A 19,167-nucleotide genomic window follows, 5' to 3' on the forward strand; every position below is an offset into this window, starting at 1 on the left:
CGCGCAGATGAATAGCGCTTTTCACTACCATCAAAGGGTGCTCTTACCCGGAGATGATGCCCATGTACGCTTATAAAAAACCGGCACAGCCGACGCCTTCCACTCGGCAAGAGCCGGAAGAGGAGGTGCCCGCCAGAAAACACTCTGCGCTACGCCGGGCATTTGAAAGAATTATCTCTCCCTTTAGACGTCGTTCATCTCAGGCAAAGAGCGGAGCAGGATCTGACGCACATGAACGCTATCGTAAAACGGAAAACCTGATCGCCACGGGCTCCATTGGCAGCGTTTATCACTATGACGATGAGTACGTGATGAAGGATTACAGCGGCATCGTCGATCCCCATCGTAAAGGGCGGTTGCGTAGCGCAATGAACAATGCGGCGGCGTTTAATCGTCTTTACGGCGCAGGCAGTGCAAACGTAATGATGAGAAAGACGGCCAATCCTTTGCAGAAAGCGGTCTCGGTAAAACTCAGGAGAATCAGCGGAGCGTCGCTGGCGGACATTCTGGCGCAGGGGAATATCGGGCTTGCAGAAAAAGCTGTCGCCAGATATGCAAAAGGGGATGTTGCCACGCAGTTAGCGAAAAAACTTGAACTCGCCGGGGTCGATCACAATGACATTAATCTCGGCAATATTCTCTACGATCCGCAAACAGACAGCTTTAGCCTGATCGATTTTGACGACTCACATCTCAACCCGCCTGGCGTGCCGCTCAATGAGTTTATGGTGGAGGAGTTGGTACGCAAGATTAACTACTACTTCAGAACCTTTACGCGCGAAGTGAATGCGCTAAAACAGGCTTAATACCTCTCTTCCACTGGGGGAAGAGAGGTATAAGGCTTACGCGACGACGATGCTGTCGATCGCCGCTTTCGCGTCTTCCTGCGCTTTTGCCGCCACTTCCGGACCGTAGGCGATGCCTTCAGCAAACACGAAGTTAACGTCGGTGATGCCGATAAAGCCGAGGAACAGCGTCAGGTAGGGAGCAACCAGGTCAGACGGGGTATCTTTATGAATACCGCCACGGCTGGAGACGATCACCGCACGTTTGCCAGTAACCAGACCTTCCGGACCGTTTTCGGTGTAACGGAACGTCACGCCTGCACGCGCCACCAGGTCAAAGTAGTTTTTCAGCTGCGTCGGGATGTTGAAGTTGTACATCGGGGCGTTGATCACAATCACATCATGTGCCTGCAGTTCAGCAATCAGCTCGTCAGAGAGCGACAGCGCTTCCTGCTGACGCGGTGTCAGCGGCGCATCGCTCGGGCGCAGCGCGCCAACTAATTCACCGTCCAGCACCGGAATCGGGTTTGCAGCCAGATCGCGCACGGTGATCTCGTCATCAGCGTGCTTTGCGCGCCACTGTTCAACGAAGTAGTCAGAGAGCTGCGAAGATTGAGAATACCCTGCCAGAATGCTGGATTTAAGAACTAATACTTTACCCATTGGGTTGTTTCCTTTGTTGTATTTACGCTGGGTTGCCCCCGTGAATTCGTCACACTCTATTCACAATCCGCAATCATGAATAGCGCAATATATCGAAGCCCATGTTCGAATTTCTTGAACAAGAAAAGGGATGTTGCGATGTGCTATTCTACGCACATTGCAAACTGATCCAGTTTCCCGGCAGTGCTCTGCCCGATAAATCTATGACTGAACAACAAAAATTGACTATTAACGATCTCTACGCGCAGCTCGACACGCTGATGCTGCGCGATAAACAGCGCTTCGCCCGCCGTCTGCAGGGCAGCAAGAAAGTTAAAAATCCTGAATCTCACCAGGCCTTGTTACAACAGATCGCCGAAGAAGCAGCACAGGCGGCAGCGAAAGTGGCGCAGCGCGAAGCGTCTCGCCCGGTTATCGACTACCCGGAAAATCTGCCGGTCAGCCAGAAGAAACAGGCGATCCTCGAAGCGGTACGCGATAACCAGGTGGTGATTGTCGCCGGTGAAACCGGCTCCGGTAAAACCACACAGCTGCCGAAAATCTGTATGGAGCTGGGGCGCGGAATCAAAGGGCTGATTGGTCATACCCAGCCGCGCCGTCTTGCTGCACGTACCGTGGCGAACCGTATTGCTGAAGAGCTGAAGACCGAGCCGGGCGGCTGCGTTGGTTATAAAGTCCGCTTTAACGATCACGTTAGCGACAACACCCTCGTTAAGCTAATGACGGACGGCATCCTGCTGGCAGAGATTCAGCAGGATCGGCTGCTGATGCAGTACGACACCATCATTATCGATGAGGCGCACGAACGCAGCCTCAACATCGATTTTCTGCTCGGCTACCTGCGCGAGCTGCTGCCGCGCCGCCCGGATCTGAAAATCATCATCACCTCGGCGACCATCGATCCTGAGCGCTTCTCGCGCCATTTCAACAATGCGCCGATTATTGAAGTCTCCGGGCGCACCTATCCGGTGGAAGTGCGCTATCGCCCGATTGTTGAAGAAGCCGATGATACCGAGCGCGACCAGCTCCAGGCGATTTTCGATGCCGTAGATGAGCTGGGCCGTGAAAGCGCCGGCGACATTCTGATCTTTATGAGTGGCGAGCGCGAAATCCGTGATACGGCAGATGCGTTAAATAAACGCGATCTGCGCCATACAGAAGTTTTGCCGCTCTATGCGCGGCTCTCTAACAGCGAGCAGAACCGCGTCTTCCAGCCGCACAGCGGGCGGCGCATTGTGCTGGCAACCAACGTGGCGGAAACCTCGCTCACCGTGCCCGGCATTAAGTATGTGATTGATCCGGGTACCGCGCGCATCAGCCGCTACAGCTACCGCACCAAAGTGCAGCGTCTGCCGATTGAGCCGGTGTCGCAGGCCTCTGCCAACCAGCGTAAAGGGCGCTGTGGCCGTGTGTCGGAAGGGATCTGTATTCGTCTCTATTCGGAAGATGATTTCCTCTCGCGCCCGGAGTTTACCGACCCGGAGATCCTGCGTACCAACCTTGCGTCGGTCATTTTGCAGATGACCGCGCTGGGGCTGGGCGATATCGCCGCCTTCCCGTTTGTTGAAGCGCCGGATAAACGCAATATTCAGGATGGTGTGCGCCTGCTGGAAGAGCTTGGCGCAATCGCCACCGACGAGCAGCAGACCGCCTATAAACTGACGCCGCTTGGTCGCCAGCTTTCGCAACTGCCGGTCGACCCGCGTCTGGCGCGCATGGTGCTGGAAGCGCAGAAACATGGCTGCGTGCGCGAAGCGATGATCATCACCTCGGCGCTGTCGATTCAGGATCCGCGCGAGCGGCCAATGGATAAGAAACAGGCCTCGGATGAAAAGCATCAGCGCTTCCACGACAAAGAGTCCGATTTCCTCGCCTTTGTGAACCTGTGGAACTACCTCGGCGAGCAGCAGAAAGCGCTCTCCTCGAACCAGTTTCGCCGCCAATGCCGCGTTGATTACCTCAACTATCTGCGCGTGCGCGAATGGCAGGATATCTACACCCAACTGCGCCAGGTGGTGAAAGAGCTGGGGATCCCGGTGAACAGCGAACCGGCAGAGTACCGCGAAATTCATATTGCGCTGCTTACCGGGCTGCTGTCGCATATCGGCATGAAAGATGCCGATAAGCAGGAGTTTACCGGCGCGCGCAACGCCCGTTTCTCCATCTTCCCTGGCTCCGGTTTGTTCAAGAAGCCGCCGAAGTGGACGATGGTGGCTGAACTGGTAGAAACCAGCCGCCTGTGGGGGCGTATTGCCGCGCGCATCGATCCCGAGTGGGTCGAACCGGTTGCGCAGCATCTGATTAAACGCTCCTGGAGCGAACCGCACTGGGAACGCTCGCAGGGCGCGGTAATGGCAATGGAGAAGGTGACGCTTTACGGTCTGCCGATTGTTGCCGCGCGTAAGGTCAACTACAGCCAGATCGATCCGGCGCTGTGCCGCGAGCTCTTTATTCGCCACGCACTGGTGGAAGGGGACTGGCAAACCCGCCACGCCTTCTTCCGCGACAACCTGAAGCTGCGCGCCGAAGTGGAAGAGCTGGAGCATAAATCCCGCCGCCGCGACATTCTGGTGGATGATGAGACGCTGTTTGAGTTTTACGATCAGCGCATCAGCCATGAGGTGATCTCCGCCCGCCACTTCGACAGCTGGTGGAAGAAGGCGAGCCGTGAAACGCCGGATCTGCTCAACTTCGAAAAGAGCATGCTGATTAAAGAGGGCGCGGACAATGTCAGCAAGCTTGATTACCCGAACTTCTGGCATCAGGGCAACCTCAAGCTGCGCCTGAGCTATCAGTTTGAGCCGGGCGCGGATGCCGACGGCGTGACGGTACACATTCCGCTGCCGCTGCTCAACCAGGTGGAGGAGAGCGGTTTCGAGTGGCAGATCCCCGGCCTGCGCCGCGAGCTGGTGATTGCGCTGATCAAATCGTTGCCGAAACCGACGCGCCGCAACTTCGTCCCCGCGCCGAACTATGCCGAAGCGTTTTTAGGCCGCGTAACACCGCTGGAGATGCCGCTGCTCGACGCGCTGGAGCGCGAGCTGCGCCGCATGACCGGCGTAACCGTTGACCGCGACGACTGGCACTGGGATCAGGTGCCCGATCACCTGAAAATCACCTTCCGCGTGGTGGATGACAAGAATAAGAAGCTGCTCGAAGGCCGCTCCCTGAGCGAGCTGAAAGAGCAGCTGAAGGGCAAAGTGCAGGAGACGCTCTCAGCGGTGGCCGATGACGGCATCGAGCAGAGCGGGCTGCATATCTGGAGTTTTGGTCAGCTGCCGGAAAGCTACGAGCAGAAGCGCGGCAGCTACAAAGTGAAGGCCTGGCCAGCGCTGGTTGATGAGCGCGACAGCGTGGCAATTAAGCTGTTCGATAACCCGCAGGAGCAGCAGAATGCAATGTGGGCGGGTATTCGCCGCCTGCTGCTGCTCAACATTCCGTCGCCGATTAAGTATCTGCACGAGAAGCTGCCGAACAAAGCCAAGCTGGGGCTCTACTTCAACCCGTACGGAAAAGTGCTGGAGCTGATTGACGACTGCATCGCCTGCGGTATCGATAAATTGATCGATGAAGCGGGTGGCCTGGTGTGGACGGAGGAGGGTTTTGCCGCGCTGCATGAGAAAGTGCGTGCTGAACTTAACGACACGGTGGTGGAGATCGCCAAACAGGTCGAGCAGATCCTGACGGCGGTGTTCAATATCAACAAGCGTCTGAAAGGGCGGGTTGATATGACCATGGCGCTGGGGTTATCGGATATCAAAGCGCAGATGAACGGGCTGGTGTATCGCGGTTTCGTCACCGGCAACGGCTTCCGCCGCCTGGGCGATACGCTGCGTTATCTGCAGGCGATTGAAAAGCGGCTGGAGAAGCTGGCGGTCGATCCGCACCGCGATCGCGCGCAAATGCTGAAAGTGGAGCAGGTGCAGCAGGCGTGGCAGCAGTGGCTTAACAAGCTGCCGCCTGCGCGTCGTGACGATGAAGAGGTGAAGGCGGTTCGCTGGATGATCGAGGAGCTGCGCGTCAGCTTCTTCGCCCAACAGCTCGGCACGCCGTACCCCATCTCCGACAAACGCATCCTGCAGGCGATGGAGCAGATTAGCGCCTAATGCCTTTGTAGGCCGGACACGCGATGGGTTTGTAGGCCGGATAAGGCACCAGCCGCCATCCGGCAGTTAACCACGGCTTAGCAAACGGAACAGTTCGCCATTCGCGCAGGATTGCCGGATGGCGCTACGCTTATCCGGCCTACGGTATTGAATTTACCCGCACGAGATGGGGTTGTAGGCCGGATAAGGCGCCAGCCGCCATCCGGCAGTTAACTACGGCTTATCAAACGGAACAGTTCGCCATCCGCGCAGGATTGCCGGATGGCGCTACGCTTATCCGGCCTACGGTATTGAATTTACCCGCACGCGATGGTTTTGTAGGCCGGATAAGGCGCCAGCCGCCATCCGGCAGTTAACCACGGCTTAGCAAACGGAACAGTTCGCCATCCGCGCAGGATTGCCGGATGGCGCTACGCTTATCCGGTCTACGATTTTTACGAATTCACCCATGCCAGTGTAAAGCCATCCCATCCTTTGGTGCCGACGGTCTGCATTGCCGTCGCCGTCAGGCGAGGGTTGTCGCCAATCATCTTAATAAATTTACGCACCCCCTGTACCCGGTCATCGGTGGAGGATGGATTAGTGACTTCGCCGTCGCGCACCACGTTATCGCCAATAATCAGCGTGCCGGGACGCGAATAGTGCAGCGCCCACTTCAGGTAGTTCGGGTTATTGGGTTTATCGGCATCAATAAAGATCAGATCGAACGGCGGGCGCTCGCCGAGGGATTCCAGTGTTTCCAGCGCCGGGCCTTCTTTGACCTTCACCTGGCGGGTTAAACCGGCAAATTCGACGTTCTCCCTGGCAATCGCGGCATGTAACGCATCGAACTCCAGCGTCAATAATTCGCCATCGGAGGGCAACTCTCGCGCCATCCACACCGTGCTGTACGCGCCCAGCGTGCCGATCTCAAGAATGCGTTTAGCGTGCGTCATCCGCACCAGCAGCGCCAGCAGTTGCCCCTGCATCGGCGAGACATCAATTTCAGGTAACCCGGCGCGCCGGTTATTGGCGAGGATCTGCGTCAGAACCTCATCATCAGGGAGAAGCTGTTGTGCTAAGTACTCATCTACCGCGGACCATTTCTGCTGCATAGCATAACTCCTGGTTTCGTTGAGAATTACTGCATACCGGACCAGCCTCCACCCAGCGCGCGATACAGATCCACCTGCGCCAGTAACAGATTATTTTTCACCTGCACGGCATTGAGCTGTGCGCTAAAGAGCGTGCGCTGCGCATCAAGCACCGTCAGGTAGGAGGAGTAGCCGTTCTGGTAACGATTTTGTGCGATGCGTAACGTCTCTTCCGCCACCTGCTGCTGGCCTTCCAGCTCGCTCAGCTGCTCGCCGAGGCGAGTGATAGCATCGAGACTGTCATTTACCTCTCTGAACGCGTTGCGCACGGTACTTTCATAGCCATAGAGCGCCTGGTTGCGCTGCGACATTGAGACATCCACCTGCGCATTCAGCGCCTGGCGGTTCAGCAGCGGCGCCAGAATGCTGCCGCCAATGTTCCACAGCCGCAGCGGGTTATCGAGTAGGCCGGGCAGGGTGTCGTCCTGCATACTGCCGCTGGCGGTCAGATTGAGCGACGGCAGCAGTTTCGCCTGCGATACCGCAAGACCCGCGTCGGCGGCAACCAGCTGGCGCTGGGCCTGCACGATATCCGGCCGCCGGTTAAGCAGCGTTGACGGTAACTGCGCAGGCAGCGACAGGGGCGTAAGCGCCGAAAAATCGCCGCGCTGGATTGCGCCCGGGTTGCTGCCAAGCAGCACGCTGAGCGCATTCTCCTGCTGGCTAATCTGGTGCTCCAGCTGCGGAATTTGCGCCCGCGTTGCGCGTAGTTCCGAATCCGACTGCATCAGCTCCAGCCGAGAGGTATAGCCGGCCTCATACTGACGCTGGGCGAGCCGCCAGGCATCTTCCCGCGCTTTTAACGTGGAGCGCGTGACGCGCAACTGCTCGTCGAGTGATAACAGGGTGAGATAACCGGAGGCGACATTGGTGGCAACGGTTAAATCGGCCGCCGCAGCCGCCGCTTTTTGCGCCTCCAGCGAGGCTTCTGCCGCCCGCGATGCGCTGCGGCTCGCCCCCCAGATATCGACGTCGTAACTGGCGGTTAAATTGCCCTTATAGAGCGTGCTGTGCACCGGTTGACCGGTGGCGGCAGATTGCGAACGGGCGCGGGTGCCGGATAAACCGATATCCACTTCAGGAAATAGCGCGCCGTTGGCGGCATAAACGCGCGCCTGGTACTCGTTAACCCGCTCGCGAGCGACCAGCACATCGCTGTTATAACGCAGGGCCTGATCGACATAGCGGTTGAGCTGGCTGTCGTGAAAGTTGCGCCACCAGACGCTGTCGACTTTGCCCAACGGCCCGCTTTCGCTGCGCCACGCCGCCGGGATTTGTAACGAGGGCTGCGCGCGTTCCACATCCACCGACTGGCAGCCCGCCAGCAGCAGGCTGAACGCGATAAGTGTCGGATAGCGCCTCATTGCTGCGCCTCCCGCGTATCAATATGCACCTGCACGGACATGCCGGGGCGCAGACGGGCGATCTCATCGGCTTTGCCCTCCACCTGAATGCGCACCGGAATACGCTGGGCGATTTTGACAAAGTTGCCGGTGGCGTTGTCCGGGCTGATGGCGCTGAACTCCACGCCCGTTGCCGGGGAAATGCTCTCAACCCGGCCGTTAAAGCTGCGGCCATCAAGGGCATCGACACTAAAAGTGACCGGCTGGCCGACAACCACATCAGCAAGTTGCGTCTCTTTGAGGTTGGCAATCACCCAGCGCTGGGCAGGCACCAGCGAGGTGAGATGCGTCCCGGCAGTGACATACGCGCCGAGCCGCACGCTGATCTGCCCAAGCTGCCCGTCGCGCGGGGCGACGATGCGCGTATTTTGCAGATCGATCTGCACCAGCTCCAGCGCTGCCTGGGCATTTTCCACATCCGCCTGCAGCGAAGCGCGATTGACGATGGTGGTTTGCAGATCCTGGCGCGACATCTCAAGCGTCGCCTGCGCCTGGGCGATATTGGCGCTGTTTTGCGCGGCGGTTGCCAGCGCGGCATCGCGCTCGCGAACAGAGAGGGAACCATCCGCCGTCAGCGCTTTGACGCGTTTTAAATCCGCCTGCGCCTGCAAGTTCTGCGCTTTGGCGCTGGCAAGTGCCGCTTCATTTCGGGCGATTACCGCCTGCGCGCTTTTGCGCTGTTGCAGGTTGTTTTCCAGCGCGGCACGCTTCATCGCCAGCGTCGCCTTCGCCTGATCGACGCGCTGACGATAGATGCGGTCGTCAATCTGCATAATCAGGTCGCCCTTTTTCACATTGACGAAATCCTGCACCGGCACCTCGGTGATGTAACCATTCACCTGCGGGCTGATAAAGGTCGTCTGCCCGCGCACATAGGCGTTATCCGTCGACTGCGTATGGCGCGTAAACGGCGGTAGCTGCCAGGCGTAAAGGATCACCAGCACGCCGACGATCACGATCGCCGCGGCGGTAAAAAGGGACACCACGCGCACATTGCTGCGGGTACTTGCCTGCTCTTTAGCGGCGTCCTGCTGGCTCATAGTAAGAACTCCAGTAATGTCATCATTATTATTTGTTACCCGTTGCCCGTTTCAGGGCCAGACGAGCGGTAATACGCAGGCGCAGTAAGCGCCATACAATCCATAATAGCGTGGCGGCAGCGACGCTCGCCGTCAGCATATAAGTGTCGTTATAAGCCAGTATCGTCGCCTGCAGCGTCGAGGCGGTCTGCAACTGTGTGACTGCCTGCACGCTGAGCAGGCTGCTGTCGCCGATCATGCTCTGGTACATCTGGCTATAGAGTTGCAGGCGCTCATTGACCAGCGGGTTAAGGGTGGTGAGCTGATCCGCCAGCATGCTCGAGTGGTACTTTTCGCGCCACGTCTGAAAGGTGCCGAGGATCGCCGAGCCCATTAGCCCGCCGATATTCTGACTCATGCCAAACAGCACCGAGAAGCTGACCAGGTTGCGCGGTTCGGCAATGACGCCGCCAATTCCGGCCAGCATCGCAGGCGCGATAAAAAAGGCGCTGGCAAAGCCGAAGAGGAACTGGCTAATCATCAGCTGATCCGGGCGCGTCAGGCTGGTTGACTGGCTATCCATCAGCGAGGCGATAATCATCAGCGCCAGCGCAGTGAGAATAGGCCAGCCGAGGCGCTGCGGTTTGATGGTCAGGCAGCTGGCGACAATCCCGCAGATAATCCCGGCCAGAATCGACCACGCCAGCCGGGTCATCTGTTCGTTTTGCAGGCCAACATACTGCAACCAGCCAAAAACACCGGTGTTCTGCTCGGCAAGCACAATGCGGATCAGCAGCATAATCAGGCCGAGGCGCACAATACTGCCGCTGGAGAGCCAGCGGGTGTTGAGCAGCGGGTTCTTTCGGTTGTGCTCAAACACAATCGCCGAGACGATTAACACCAGCGCACCGGCCAGCGCCCAGCCGAGCCATGGGGTTTCAAACCACCAGTCGAGACGCCCGAGGGAGAGCACCGCGCAGAGCAGCGCCATGCCGGGTGCCAGCAGAAAGAAGGTGATGAAATCCTTCTTCTCAAACACCTTTTTACGGTCGCCCGGCGGCAGCTTCAGTGCTATCACGCAGCCGAGCGAGATAAGCGCCAGCCCAAGCTCGAAGAGATAGAGCCCGCGCCACTCGTCGAGTTGCAGCAGTTCGGTAGAGAAGAGGCGGGCAATCGGGATCGCCAGCGTCGAACCGGTAATGCCGATGGTCAGCGCTTTCAGCCGGTGCTTCGCCGGCCAGGCCTGAATTTGGTAGTAGATCCCAAGCGAGCTGAGCGCGGCGGCCACCATGCCATGAGCACCGCGCACAAACAGCGCGGAGCTGAGGTCATTAATAAAGAGGTGGAAAAAGGTGACCAGCACATAGAGCACCAGAAACCCTTCGGTAAATGCCCGCAGGCCATACTGCTGGCGAAACTTTACCAGCAGCAGGTTGATGGAGACGTTGGTCATCACGTACACCGCCGGTAGCCAGGCGATCTCCGTTGACCAGGCGGCAAAAGTGCCCTGCAAATTTTGCAGGTTCGCCGTCACCATCGCATTACCCAGTGCGCCGGTCATGGAGACCAGCAAACCGACGATGCCATAGGCGATGCGCCGCGGCGTGCTGTGCCAGGGCGTTGAGGGTGAGCCGAGCAGCATCGGCTTTTCATGAGCGGCCCATTCACGCGGCGCGTAGGGGTCGCGTTTGGGTTCAGACATTACTTTTTGACCTCATGGGTAACGATAGACGGCACAGAAAAAGAGCGAGTGTGGTTATGCATGAAGACCTAAAGATAATCTTACTGAATAGTTAGGGGGCTAACGATTCTACGTGCGCCCATAAATGCAATGCAAGTGCATAAGAAAAATATAGATTACGCGCTGCATCGCAGCAGGGGAAGCGAGTAAAAATAGTCATTTAATGTGTGACGTTGTCACGAAAAGTGTTCTTTTTGTGCGGTGCAGAGGCGGTGAAAACGCGATTAGGAGAGATCCTCTGTTCAGCTGCCGGCGTGCGGTTAGGCTTGAGACAGCAATGTGAAGGAGGTTTCCATGCTTAAAACAACATTTCCCGCTCTGCCTGAGCCGACGCTTGCCGCCGTTAATAGGCTCGGTGAATGGCTAGCGCAAAATGACTTCACCGGCAAACCGTCCCCGGTGCGGGCAGATGTGGTGATCCTGGCGGGTAATGCCGTTATTCCGACCATTGAAGCGGCCTGCGGGCTGGCGGCGGCGCAAAAAACACCGCTGCTGATTAGCGGCGGTTTGGGCCATTCAACGACATTCCTCTATTCAGCCATTGCCCGCCATCCGCGCTATAACGTGATTCGTACTACCGGGCGCGGCGAAGCGGCTATTCTCGCCGACATCGCCCGACAGTTCTGGAAAATTAATGAGAGCCAGCTACTGATTGAAGACCGCTCAACCAACAGCGGCGAGAATGCCCGTTTCAGCCTCGATATGTTGATAAGCCAGCACATCGCGCCGAAAACGGCGGTGATCGTTCAGGACCCCACCATGCAGCGGCGCACGATGGCGACCTTTGCCCGCGCCAGCCAGCAGTGTACCAATGCCCCCCACTGGTTCAGCTGGCCGGGCTTTACGCCACGGTTGATCAATACGCCGGATGGGCTGGCTTTCCAGCCTCGCGTACGCGGGTTATGGCCCGTTGAGCGTTACCTTTCGCTAGTGATGGGAGAAGTGCCGCGCCTGCGGGATGACGCGAACGGTTATGGCCCTAACGGGCGCGATTACCTGGCGCATATCGAGTTCCCGCCGGAGATTGAGCAGGCCTGGCAAACCCTACAGGCTGATTCTCAGCTCACCCACGCCTTATCCCAGCGCGCGCTGTAGGCCAATGCCCGTTTGCGTCAGCTGTGGCGCAAACGGGCAGCGCCATCCTCTAAACGCATAATTTTTTATTCGCTTTTCCCGCCGCTTTTTTGCGTTCCCTCACAAAAGTTGCTCCTGAGCCTCGGCATCGCCCGCTGCGGCGATAGATTTTTAACAGCACGTTAGCTTTTTAAAAACAATGCCATTACAGGAGCAGATCATGACAGCACCCGTACAACACCCGATGTTTATTGATGGGCAATTTGTCAGCTGGCAGGGCGAAGGCTGGCTTGATGTGATCAATCCGGCAACGGAAGAGGTTCTCGCGCGTATTCCCGACGGACGCGCCGAAGATGCACGTAAAGCAATCGAGGCCGCCGAGCGGGCACAGCCCGGCTGGGAAGCGCTGCCCGCCATTGAGCGTGCCGGCTGGCTGCGTAAAATCGCCGCCGGCATTCGTGATAAAGCCAGCGAGATCAGCGCACTGATTGTCGCCGAAGGGGGCAAAATCCAGCAGCTCGCCGATGTCGAAGTCTCTTTCACCGCCGATTACATCGACTATATGGCCGAGTGGGCGCGCCGTTACGAAGGCGAAATCCTGCAGAGCGATCGCCCGAATGAGAATATCTTCGTCTTCAAGCGCGCGCTGGGCGTGACCACCGGCATTCTGCCGTGGAACTTCCCGTTCTTCCTTATCGCCCGCAAAATGGCCCCCGCGCTTATCACCGGCAACACCATTGTGATCAAACCCAGCGAATTTACCCCGAGTAACGCTATCGCCTTTGCCAACATCGTTGAGCAGGTTGGCTTACCGAAAGGGGTCTTCAACCTGGTGCTCGGGCGCGGCGAAACCGTCGGACAGGAGCTTGCGGGTAACCCGAAGGTGGCGATGGTCAGCATGACCGGCAGCGTCGGCGCGGGGGAGAAGATCATGGCGGCGGCGGCGAAAAATATCACCAAAGTGTGCCTGGAGCTGGGCGGTAAAGCGCCAGCGATTGTGCTCGACGATGCCGACCTTGAGCTGGCGGTGAAAGCAATTGTTGATTCAAGAGTGATCAATACCGGGCAGGTGTGTAACTGTGCCGAGCGTGTCTATGTGCAGAAGGGGATTTACGACCGTTTCGTCAACCGCCTCGGCGAAGCGATGAAAGCGGTGCAGTTTGGCGATCCGGCGCAACGCAGCGATATCGCGATGGGGCCGCTTATCAATGCTGCGGCTTTGCAGCGGGTGGAGGAGAAGGTGGCGCGCGCCGTCGCGGAAGGGGCGCGGGTTGCCCTTGGCGGTGAAAAAGTTGAAGGAAAAGGGTACTTCTATCCGCCGACGCTGCTGCTGGATGTGCAGCAAGAGATGGCGATTATGCACGAGGAGACCTTTGGCCCGGTACTACCGGTAGTCGCGTTCGACACGCTTGATGAAGCGCTGGCGATGGCCAATGACAGCGACTATGGCCTCACTTCTTCGATCTACACCCGCGATCTCAACCAGGCGATGAAAGCGGTGCGCGGGCTGAAGTTTGGCGAAACCTACATCAACCGCGAGAACTTTGAAGCGATGCAGGGTTTCCACGCCGGCTGGCGCAAATCCGGCATTGGCGGCGCGGATGGCCGCCACGGCCTGAATGAATATCTGCAAACCCAGGTGGTTTACCTGCAATCCTGACAAGCCTGCCCCCGCAGTCGCGGGGGCGTTTTCACACCTTGGTTTCGATCCACGCCATCATCAACTCCGGCCAGACGGCAACCGGCAAGCCCAGCGCATCGCGAATACCAAACCCGTGTTTTCCCTGCTCAAACAGATGCATCTCCACCGGCACGCCGAGGCGGCGCAGTGCGGAGAACATCACCACGCTGTTTTCCACTTTTACCGCCGGGTCGTCGACCGCATGCAGCAAAAAGGTCGGCGGCGTCTGGCTGTTGACCTGCTCCTCGGCGGAGTAGCGGCGGATCTGGGCCTCATCGGGCGTATCGCCAATCAGCTGCTGGCGCGACATCGGATGATCAATATCGGCATGCATGGTGATCACCGGGTAGATCAGCGCCATAAACGCCGGGCGGGCGCTCTGCTCATCAATAGCATCCAGCGGCGTATAGACCGAATCGTTGTAACGTGTGCCGAGACTCGCTGCCGCATGGCCGCCAGCGGAAAAGCCCATCACGCCAAGTTTGTCGCCGTCAAGCTGCCAGCGATCCGCCTGCGCGCGGATAAGGCGCATTGCCCGCTGCACATCTGCCAGGGGCGCGTCTGCTCCCTCGGCATGGTCATCGCCGGGGAAGCGGTAGGTCATCACAAACAGGGTATAACCGCGTGCATTAAAGAAAGGGGCGAGGGCGCTGCCCTCTTTATCCAGCACCACGCGGCGATAAGAGCCGCCGGGCGTAACCAGAATGCCAATGCCGTTAGGGTGCTGTGGCGCATAAACGGTGATTTCCGGTGCCCGCACGCCCGTCACCGAGCGATCGAACGGCGAGGGGCCGGTATGCTCTGTTTCCAGCTGAAATTGGACCGGGCTGACCTTCGCACCGGGCGCTTCGCCCTGCGGCCAGACGGGAAACGTGATGGCGCGCGCGACGGCGTCCTCCATCAAACTCAGTAGTGTTTGCGGCGTCAGATTATCCACACAGGCTCCTTATGTTTTGTACTTATTCACTATTCGTTGTCGGGTTTTACTACGCAAACCACACGCGCTGCGTAAGCGCTAAGTGGCTGAAAAGTGATACAGAAAAGTTAATGAATTTTTAAGGAAACCCCGTTATGTTGAAGGCCGGCTCGTTCTTTCAGGGGTTTCTTATGCGTAGCAACTATTCCGGCCCGCAGATCGCCATCCACTGGTTGGTGGTGCTGCTGGTCGTCGGCGCATACTGCGCCATGGAGTTTCGCGGGTTTGCGCCGCGCAGTTACCGGCCATATTTCAATATCGTCCATGTCTCATGCGGTATCTCTGTTCTCGTACTGATGGTTGCGCGGCTGCTGGTAAGGCTAAAACATCCGGCACCGCCTATTGCGCCCAAACCCTCCGCAATGATGACCGGGCTGGCGCACCTCGGGCATCTGGCGATTTATCTGCTGTTTATCGCCTTGCCGCTGCTGGGCCTGCTGATGATGTACAACCGCGGCGGCCCGTGGATCGCATTCGGCCTGCCGATGCCCCACGCCGCCGAGGCTAATTTCGATCTGGTCGACACGCTCAAGGAGTACCATGAGCTTCTCGCCACGCTCGGTTACTTTATTGTTGGTCTGCATGCCGCTGCCGCACTGCTGCACCATTACTTCTTCAAGGACAATACGCTGCTGCGTATGATGCCGAAAAAGCGCGAACGATAACGCCTTCTGCCCGGTGACATCCGTGACCGGGCTGCACATCCTGCGAAATTTCTTACCCGTTTTTGCGTAACTTGCCCCAGAATGCTGTGATCCCGCCTGATTTTTGTAAGAAAAAGCTGGGGAGAAATCACATTTTCTATCATCGCCTGTGGGCGAAATTCGAACAAGCAGTGTAGATAGTATATCTATTATAGAAACACTATCGAGAGCGGGAGAGGCAAATGACACAGCCAGTACAGGAATCACTCGACCGGGTGGCTGCCGATGCGCAGGCCGGCGGATCGCGCAAATTACGTAAAGTTCTGCTTGCCACCGGCATCGGGCATTTTGTGGAGTGGTTCGATTTCGGTCTCTACGGCACGCTGGCGGCAATTATCGGTCTGCAATTTTTTCAATCCTCCAGTCCCAGCGTTGCGCTGCTCTCATCTTTCGCGGTGTTTGGCGCCGGGTTTATCATGCGCCCGCTCGGTGGGCTATTCTTCGGCTCGCTGGGCGATCGCAAAGGGCGGCAGAAGGTGCTGGCGACGGTGATTTTGCTCACCTCGGGGGCAACTTTTGTGATGGGATTGCTGCCGACCTATCACCAGATTGGGATCACCGCCACGGTACTGCTGGTCATTACCCGCCTGGTGCAGGGCTTTGCCGCAGGCGGCGAAAGCTCGGGCGCCACAACGTATCTGGCAGAGTACGCCCCGACCGCCAGACGCGGCTATTTCACCTGCTGGATCGACAACTTTGGTTTTATGGCATTCGTCGTCGGCTCCGGGCTGGTGTTTCTGCTCACTGCGGCGCTCGGCGAGAGCACCATGAACGACTGGGGCTGGCGCATCCCTTTCCTGATCGCCGGGCCGCTCGGCTGGGTGGGGCTCTATCTGCGCAGGCATCTGGAAGATTCGCCGGAATTTCTTGAGGCGATGAAAAGCGGGCAGATTGAAACCGCGCCGCTGCGCAAAGCGGTAACCACCGCCTGGCGCGCGCTGCTCTTCTGTGTCGGGTTTGTGGTGATCAAAGCGGTGGGGCACTGGACGCTACAAACGTTTATGCCGAGCTATCTCGCCACGGAGCTTCATTTCAGTAAATTAAACGCTTACGCCATCACCACTATTGGCCTCTTCTCCGTTGCGGTGCTGGTGCCGTTTATGGGTTATCTCTCTGACAAGTACGGCCGTAAGCCGTTGATGCTGGCGGGTTGTGCGGGGTTTATTCTGCTGAGCTACCCGGCGATGATGATCATGGCCAATGGCGATGTCCTCTCAGCGGTGCTGGCGATGGTGATGCTCGGCGCGTTTATCGCGGCCTTTGACGGCGCATGCACTGCGGCGATGGCGGAGCTTTTTCCAACCAACGTGCGCTACGGCGGCCTGTCGATTGCCTATAACTTTGCCGTCGCTTTCTTTGGCGGCATCACGCCGTGGTTCTCCGCGTGGCTTATCACGTCGACAGGCGATAAGTTTTCGCCTGCCTTCTACGTCATGGGGGCTGCGTTAATCACCTTCATCACAGTGATGCGCGCCCGTGAAACGGCCGGACAACCTTTAAAACGTTAAAATAATGCCCGGTGGGGATTATCTCGCCGGGTTATAAAATGATCGATATATTCTCGCTGTGAAATATAATATATCCGCTGCGAAAGCGCCTAGGTGGAAAGTTTTATCCCATAGGGGCACAGCGGAAATAAGCATTCGTTTTGTTTATCACATTCGCGTAAAGAAATATTATCATTCCCTGGACATGAGCAACTATATTTTAAAGTTTTCCAGATGGTTGGGAAATAGGGCATGGTATGGATAACTCTGAATTCATGCATTCTGCCGTCTATGATAATCCCTTTTGAATCAGTAACTAATATATTTCCCGGGCGCAGGAAATAGTGGCCCCGGTACCAGACGATCACCGCTTTGTCCTGCTGTGTCCTGGCTAAAGCAAATGCCGTACCTGTGGCAGGGGAAACTAACATATCCGTAATATTCCAGCGCATACATCTTCCTTACATAATATCTACTCATTCGCCAGGAAGAATCTTAGCAAACAATATAGAAAGAACCTAAGCGAAACGTTAATTTAAGTTCAATATGCTAAACGAGAATAATATTTAAAAATTTTTACGCTAAGTTGTGCGCTGAAACATGCTAACGGGAACAGTGTTCTGTGAAATTAATAACCTGAGTTAATATATGGTTATTTTTACTGGCAGGCGAAAAGTCACTTTTAACTATTATCTTTTGTGATGCTAGCGAGGTATCAATTCATAATTAATCCCTCAGTGCATCCACCGACGAGCAGGATAATTAACACAATTTACCGCTCTGGCGCTTTTACAGCCATACTCGTTTTCTCGCCTTAAACGTTCGTTTGCATGACCATCGCCACTGCGTTACCATACCCCCCTATAGTATCCAGGAGGTTCTATGCCCCATTCACCTGAAGATAAAAAACGCGTGCTGACGCGGGTGCGGCGTATTCGCGGCCAGGTTGACGCGCTGGAGCGGGCGCTGGAAAACGGCGAACCCTGCATCGCAATTTTGCAACAAATCGCCGCCGTGCGCGGCGCAGCCAATGGCCTGATGGGCGAAATGGTTGAAATTCACCTGAAAGATGAGCTGGTCGCCGGCGAGACTACCGCCGATCAACGTGCAGTGCGGATGGCAGAAGTCGGCCATCTTCTGCGCTCTTATCTAAAATAAGCAACACCGTATATATAAAAAGGAAAGCGAGATGAAATCACGTGCAGCTGTAGCCTTCGGGCCAGGCCAACCCCTCAAGATTGTCGAAATCGACGTTGCGCCACCCAAAAAAGGGGAAGTGCTGGTACGCATTACGCACACCGGTGTTTGCCATACCGATGCCTTTACCCTCTCTGGTGACGATCCGGAAGGCGTTTTCCCGGCGGTGCTCGGCCATGAAGGCGGCGGTATCGTTGTGGAAGTGGGCGAGGGCGTCACCAGCCTGAAACCGGGCGACCATGTTATTCCGCTGTACACCGCCGAGTGCGGCGAGTGCAAATTCTGTAAATCGGGCAAAACCAACCTTTGCCAGGCCGTGCGCGCCACGCAGGGTAAAGGTCTGATGCCGGACGGCACCACCCGTTTCTCCTATAACGGTGAGCCGATTTATCACTACATGGGTACCAGCACCTTCAGCGAATATACCGTCTGTGCAGAGATCTCTCTGGCGAAGGTCAATGAAGAAGCGCCATTGGATAAGGTCTGCCTGCTGGGTTGCGGCGTTACCACCGGTATTGGCGCGGTGCACAATACGGCGAAAGTGAAAGAGGGCGATACGGTTGCCATCTTTGGTCTCGGCGGTATCGGGCTTGCGGCCATTCAGGGCGCGGTACAGGCAAAAGCGGGCCGCATCCTGGCAATTGATACCAACCCGGATAAATTCGCGCTGGCGAAAGAGATGGGCGCGACCGACTTTATCAACCCGAAAGATCACGATCGCCCGATTCAGGAAGTGATTGTGGAAATGACCGATGGTGGCGTTGACTACAGCTTTGAATGTATCGGCAACGTCAACGTTATGCGCGCAGCGCTTGAGTGCTGCCATAAAGGCTGGGGCGAAAGTGTCATTATCGGTGTGGCGGGCGCAGGTCAGGAGATCAGCACCCGTCCGTTCCAGCTAGTCACCGGTCGCGTATGGCGCGGTTCTGCATTTGGCGGCGTTAAAGGACGCAGCCAGTTGCCGGGTATGGTGGAAGATGCAATGGCGGGCAAAATCCGTCTCGACCCATTCATTACTCATCGTCTGCCGCTGGACAAAATTAACGAAGCCTTCGATCTGATGCATGAAGGCAAATCGATCCGCACCGTGATCCATTTCGGCGAAAAGTAATCTCCCTTCGCGCCAGCGGGCTCTCCGCTGGCGCAACCAAACTCCAAATCTGTGACCGCCGTTGCGCTTTTCACCATAAGAAAAATC

General features: G+C 57.0%; 15 protein-coding genes. 8 read left to right on the top strand and 7 right to left on the bottom strand.

What is annotated here, in order from left to right; translation table 11 throughout:
* Positions 1 to 62: 62 nt before the first annotated feature.
* Positions 63 to 806: an OspG family effector kinase gene (locus SOM48_RS12745; RefSeq protein WP_320512054.1), complete on the top strand. Its 744-nt coding sequence runs from the start codon at positions 63 to 65 to the stop codon at positions 804 to 806.
* Positions 807 to 842: 36 nt separating this feature from the next.
* Here SOM48_RS12745 and azoR read toward each other — a convergent pair whose 3' ends face one another.
* Positions 843 to 1,448, bottom strand: a complete 606-nt coding sequence (gene azoR / locus SOM48_RS12750; RefSeq protein WP_042711570.1) for an FMN-dependent NADH-azoreductase — start codon at positions 1,446 to 1,448, stop codon at positions 843 to 845.
* A gap of 203 nt (positions 1,449 to 1,651) precedes the next feature.
* Between azoR and hrpA the strand changes: the two genes are divergently transcribed.
* Complete coding sequence (gene hrpA / locus SOM48_RS12755; RefSeq protein ID WP_320512055.1) at positions 1,652 to 5,554, top strand: ATP-dependent RNA helicase HrpA; 3,903 nt, start codon at positions 1,652 to 1,654, stop codon at positions 5,552 to 5,554.
* 434 nt (positions 5,555 to 5,988) lie between these two features.
* Here hrpA and SOM48_RS12760 read toward each other — a convergent pair whose 3' ends face one another.
* The 4 genes from SOM48_RS12760 to SOM48_RS12775 are packed head-to-tail and all read right to left on the bottom strand — an operon-like array spanning position 5,989 to position 10,811.
* Positions 5,989 to 6,648 carry an O-methyltransferase gene (locus SOM48_RS12760; protein WP_320512056.1) on the bottom strand — a complete coding sequence of 220 codons (660 nt, stop codon included), beginning with the start codon at positions 6,646 to 6,648 and terminating at the stop codon, positions 5,989 to 5,991.
* Positions 6,649 to 6,674: 26 nt separating this feature from the next.
* Complete coding sequence (locus SOM48_RS12765) at positions 6,675 to 8,051, bottom strand: efflux transporter outer membrane subunit (RefSeq protein WP_320512057.1); 1,377 nt, start codon at positions 8,049 to 8,051, stop codon at positions 6,675 to 6,677.
* A complete protein-coding gene (locus SOM48_RS12770; protein WP_320512058.1) occupies positions 8,048 to 9,130 on the bottom strand; it encodes an HlyD family secretion protein in 1,083 nt (360 codons plus the stop codon). The genes SOM48_RS12765 and SOM48_RS12770 overlap by 4 nt, the downstream gene beginning before the upstream one ends.
* Before the next feature lie 28 nt (positions 9,131 to 9,158).
* Positions 9,159 to 10,811: an MFS transporter gene (locus tag SOM48_RS12775; protein WP_076769882.1), complete on the bottom strand. Its 1,653-nt coding sequence runs from the start codon at positions 10,809 to 10,811 to the stop codon at positions 9,159 to 9,161.
* Positions 10,812 to 11,144: 333 nt separating this feature from the next.
* Here SOM48_RS12775 and SOM48_RS12780 point away from each other — a divergent pair, with 333 nt between their 5' ends.
* Together SOM48_RS12780 and aldA are read left to right on the top strand one after the other, a co-directional pair.
* Positions 11,145 to 11,945 (top strand): YdcF family protein, encoded by an 801-nt coding sequence (locus tag SOM48_RS12780; RefSeq protein WP_320512059.1) that lies wholly within the window; start codon positions 11,145 to 11,147, stop codon positions 11,943 to 11,945.
* Positions 11,946 to 12,144: 199 nt separating this feature from the next.
* Complete coding sequence (gene aldA, locus SOM48_RS12785) at positions 12,145 to 13,584, top strand: aldehyde dehydrogenase (protein WP_312478564.1); 1,440 nt, start codon at positions 12,145 to 12,147, stop codon at positions 13,582 to 13,584.
* A 31-nt stretch (positions 13,585 to 13,615) separates the two neighbouring features.
* Here aldA and SOM48_RS12790 read toward each other — a convergent pair whose 3' ends face one another.
* Entirely contained in the window at positions 13,616 to 14,542 is a 927-nt protein-coding gene (locus SOM48_RS12790; protein ID WP_320512060.1) for an alpha/beta hydrolase, read from the bottom strand.
* A 170-nt stretch (positions 14,543 to 14,712) separates the two neighbouring features.
* Here SOM48_RS12790 and cybB point away from each other — a divergent pair, with 170 nt between their 5' ends.
* Together cybB and SOM48_RS12800 are read left to right on the top strand one after the other, a co-directional pair.
* Positions 14,713 to 15,246: a cytochrome b561 gene (gene cybB / locus SOM48_RS12795; RefSeq protein ID WP_139568180.1), complete on the top strand. Its 534-nt coding sequence runs from the start codon at positions 14,713 to 14,715 to the stop codon at positions 15,244 to 15,246.
* Positions 15,247 to 15,467: 221 nt separating this feature from the next.
* On the top strand, positions 15,468 to 16,793 hold the full coding sequence (locus tag SOM48_RS12800; RefSeq protein ID WP_076769880.1) for an MFS transporter: 1,326 nt from the start codon (positions 15,468 to 15,470) through the stop codon (positions 16,791 to 16,793).
* A gap of 89 nt (positions 16,794 to 16,882) precedes the next feature.
* On the opposite strand, the gene SOM48_RS12805 is transcribed toward SOM48_RS12800, so the two are convergent.
* The gene (locus SOM48_RS12805; protein ID WP_320512061.1) at positions 16,883 to 17,224 is read right to left on the bottom strand and encodes an anti-adapter protein iraM; all 342 of its coding nucleotides are present in this window, start codon (positions 17,222 to 17,224) and stop codon (positions 16,883 to 16,885) included.
* A gap of 430 nt (positions 17,225 to 17,654) precedes the next feature.
* Here SOM48_RS12805 and SOM48_RS12810 point away from each other — a divergent pair, with 430 nt between their 5' ends.
* Complete coding sequence (locus tag SOM48_RS12810; RefSeq protein WP_023478742.1) at positions 17,655 to 17,930, top strand: metal/formaldehyde-sensitive transcriptional repressor; 276 nt, start codon at positions 17,655 to 17,657, stop codon at positions 17,928 to 17,930.
* Between the two features lie 31 nt (positions 17,931 to 17,961).
* Positions 17,962 to 19,080, top strand: a complete 1,119-nt coding sequence (locus tag SOM48_RS12815; RefSeq protein ID WP_023478640.1) for an S-(hydroxymethyl)glutathione dehydrogenase/class III alcohol dehydrogenase — start codon at positions 17,962 to 17,964, stop codon at positions 19,078 to 19,080.
* The last annotated feature ends 87 nt before the right edge of the window (positions 19,081 to 19,167 follow it).

Origin of the sequence: Kosakonia sp. CFBP8986 (assembly GCF_034044935.1) — a bacterium.
GTDB classification, from domain to species: domain Bacteria; phylum Pseudomonadota; class Gammaproteobacteria; order Enterobacterales; family Enterobacteriaceae; genus Kosakonia; species Kosakonia cowanii.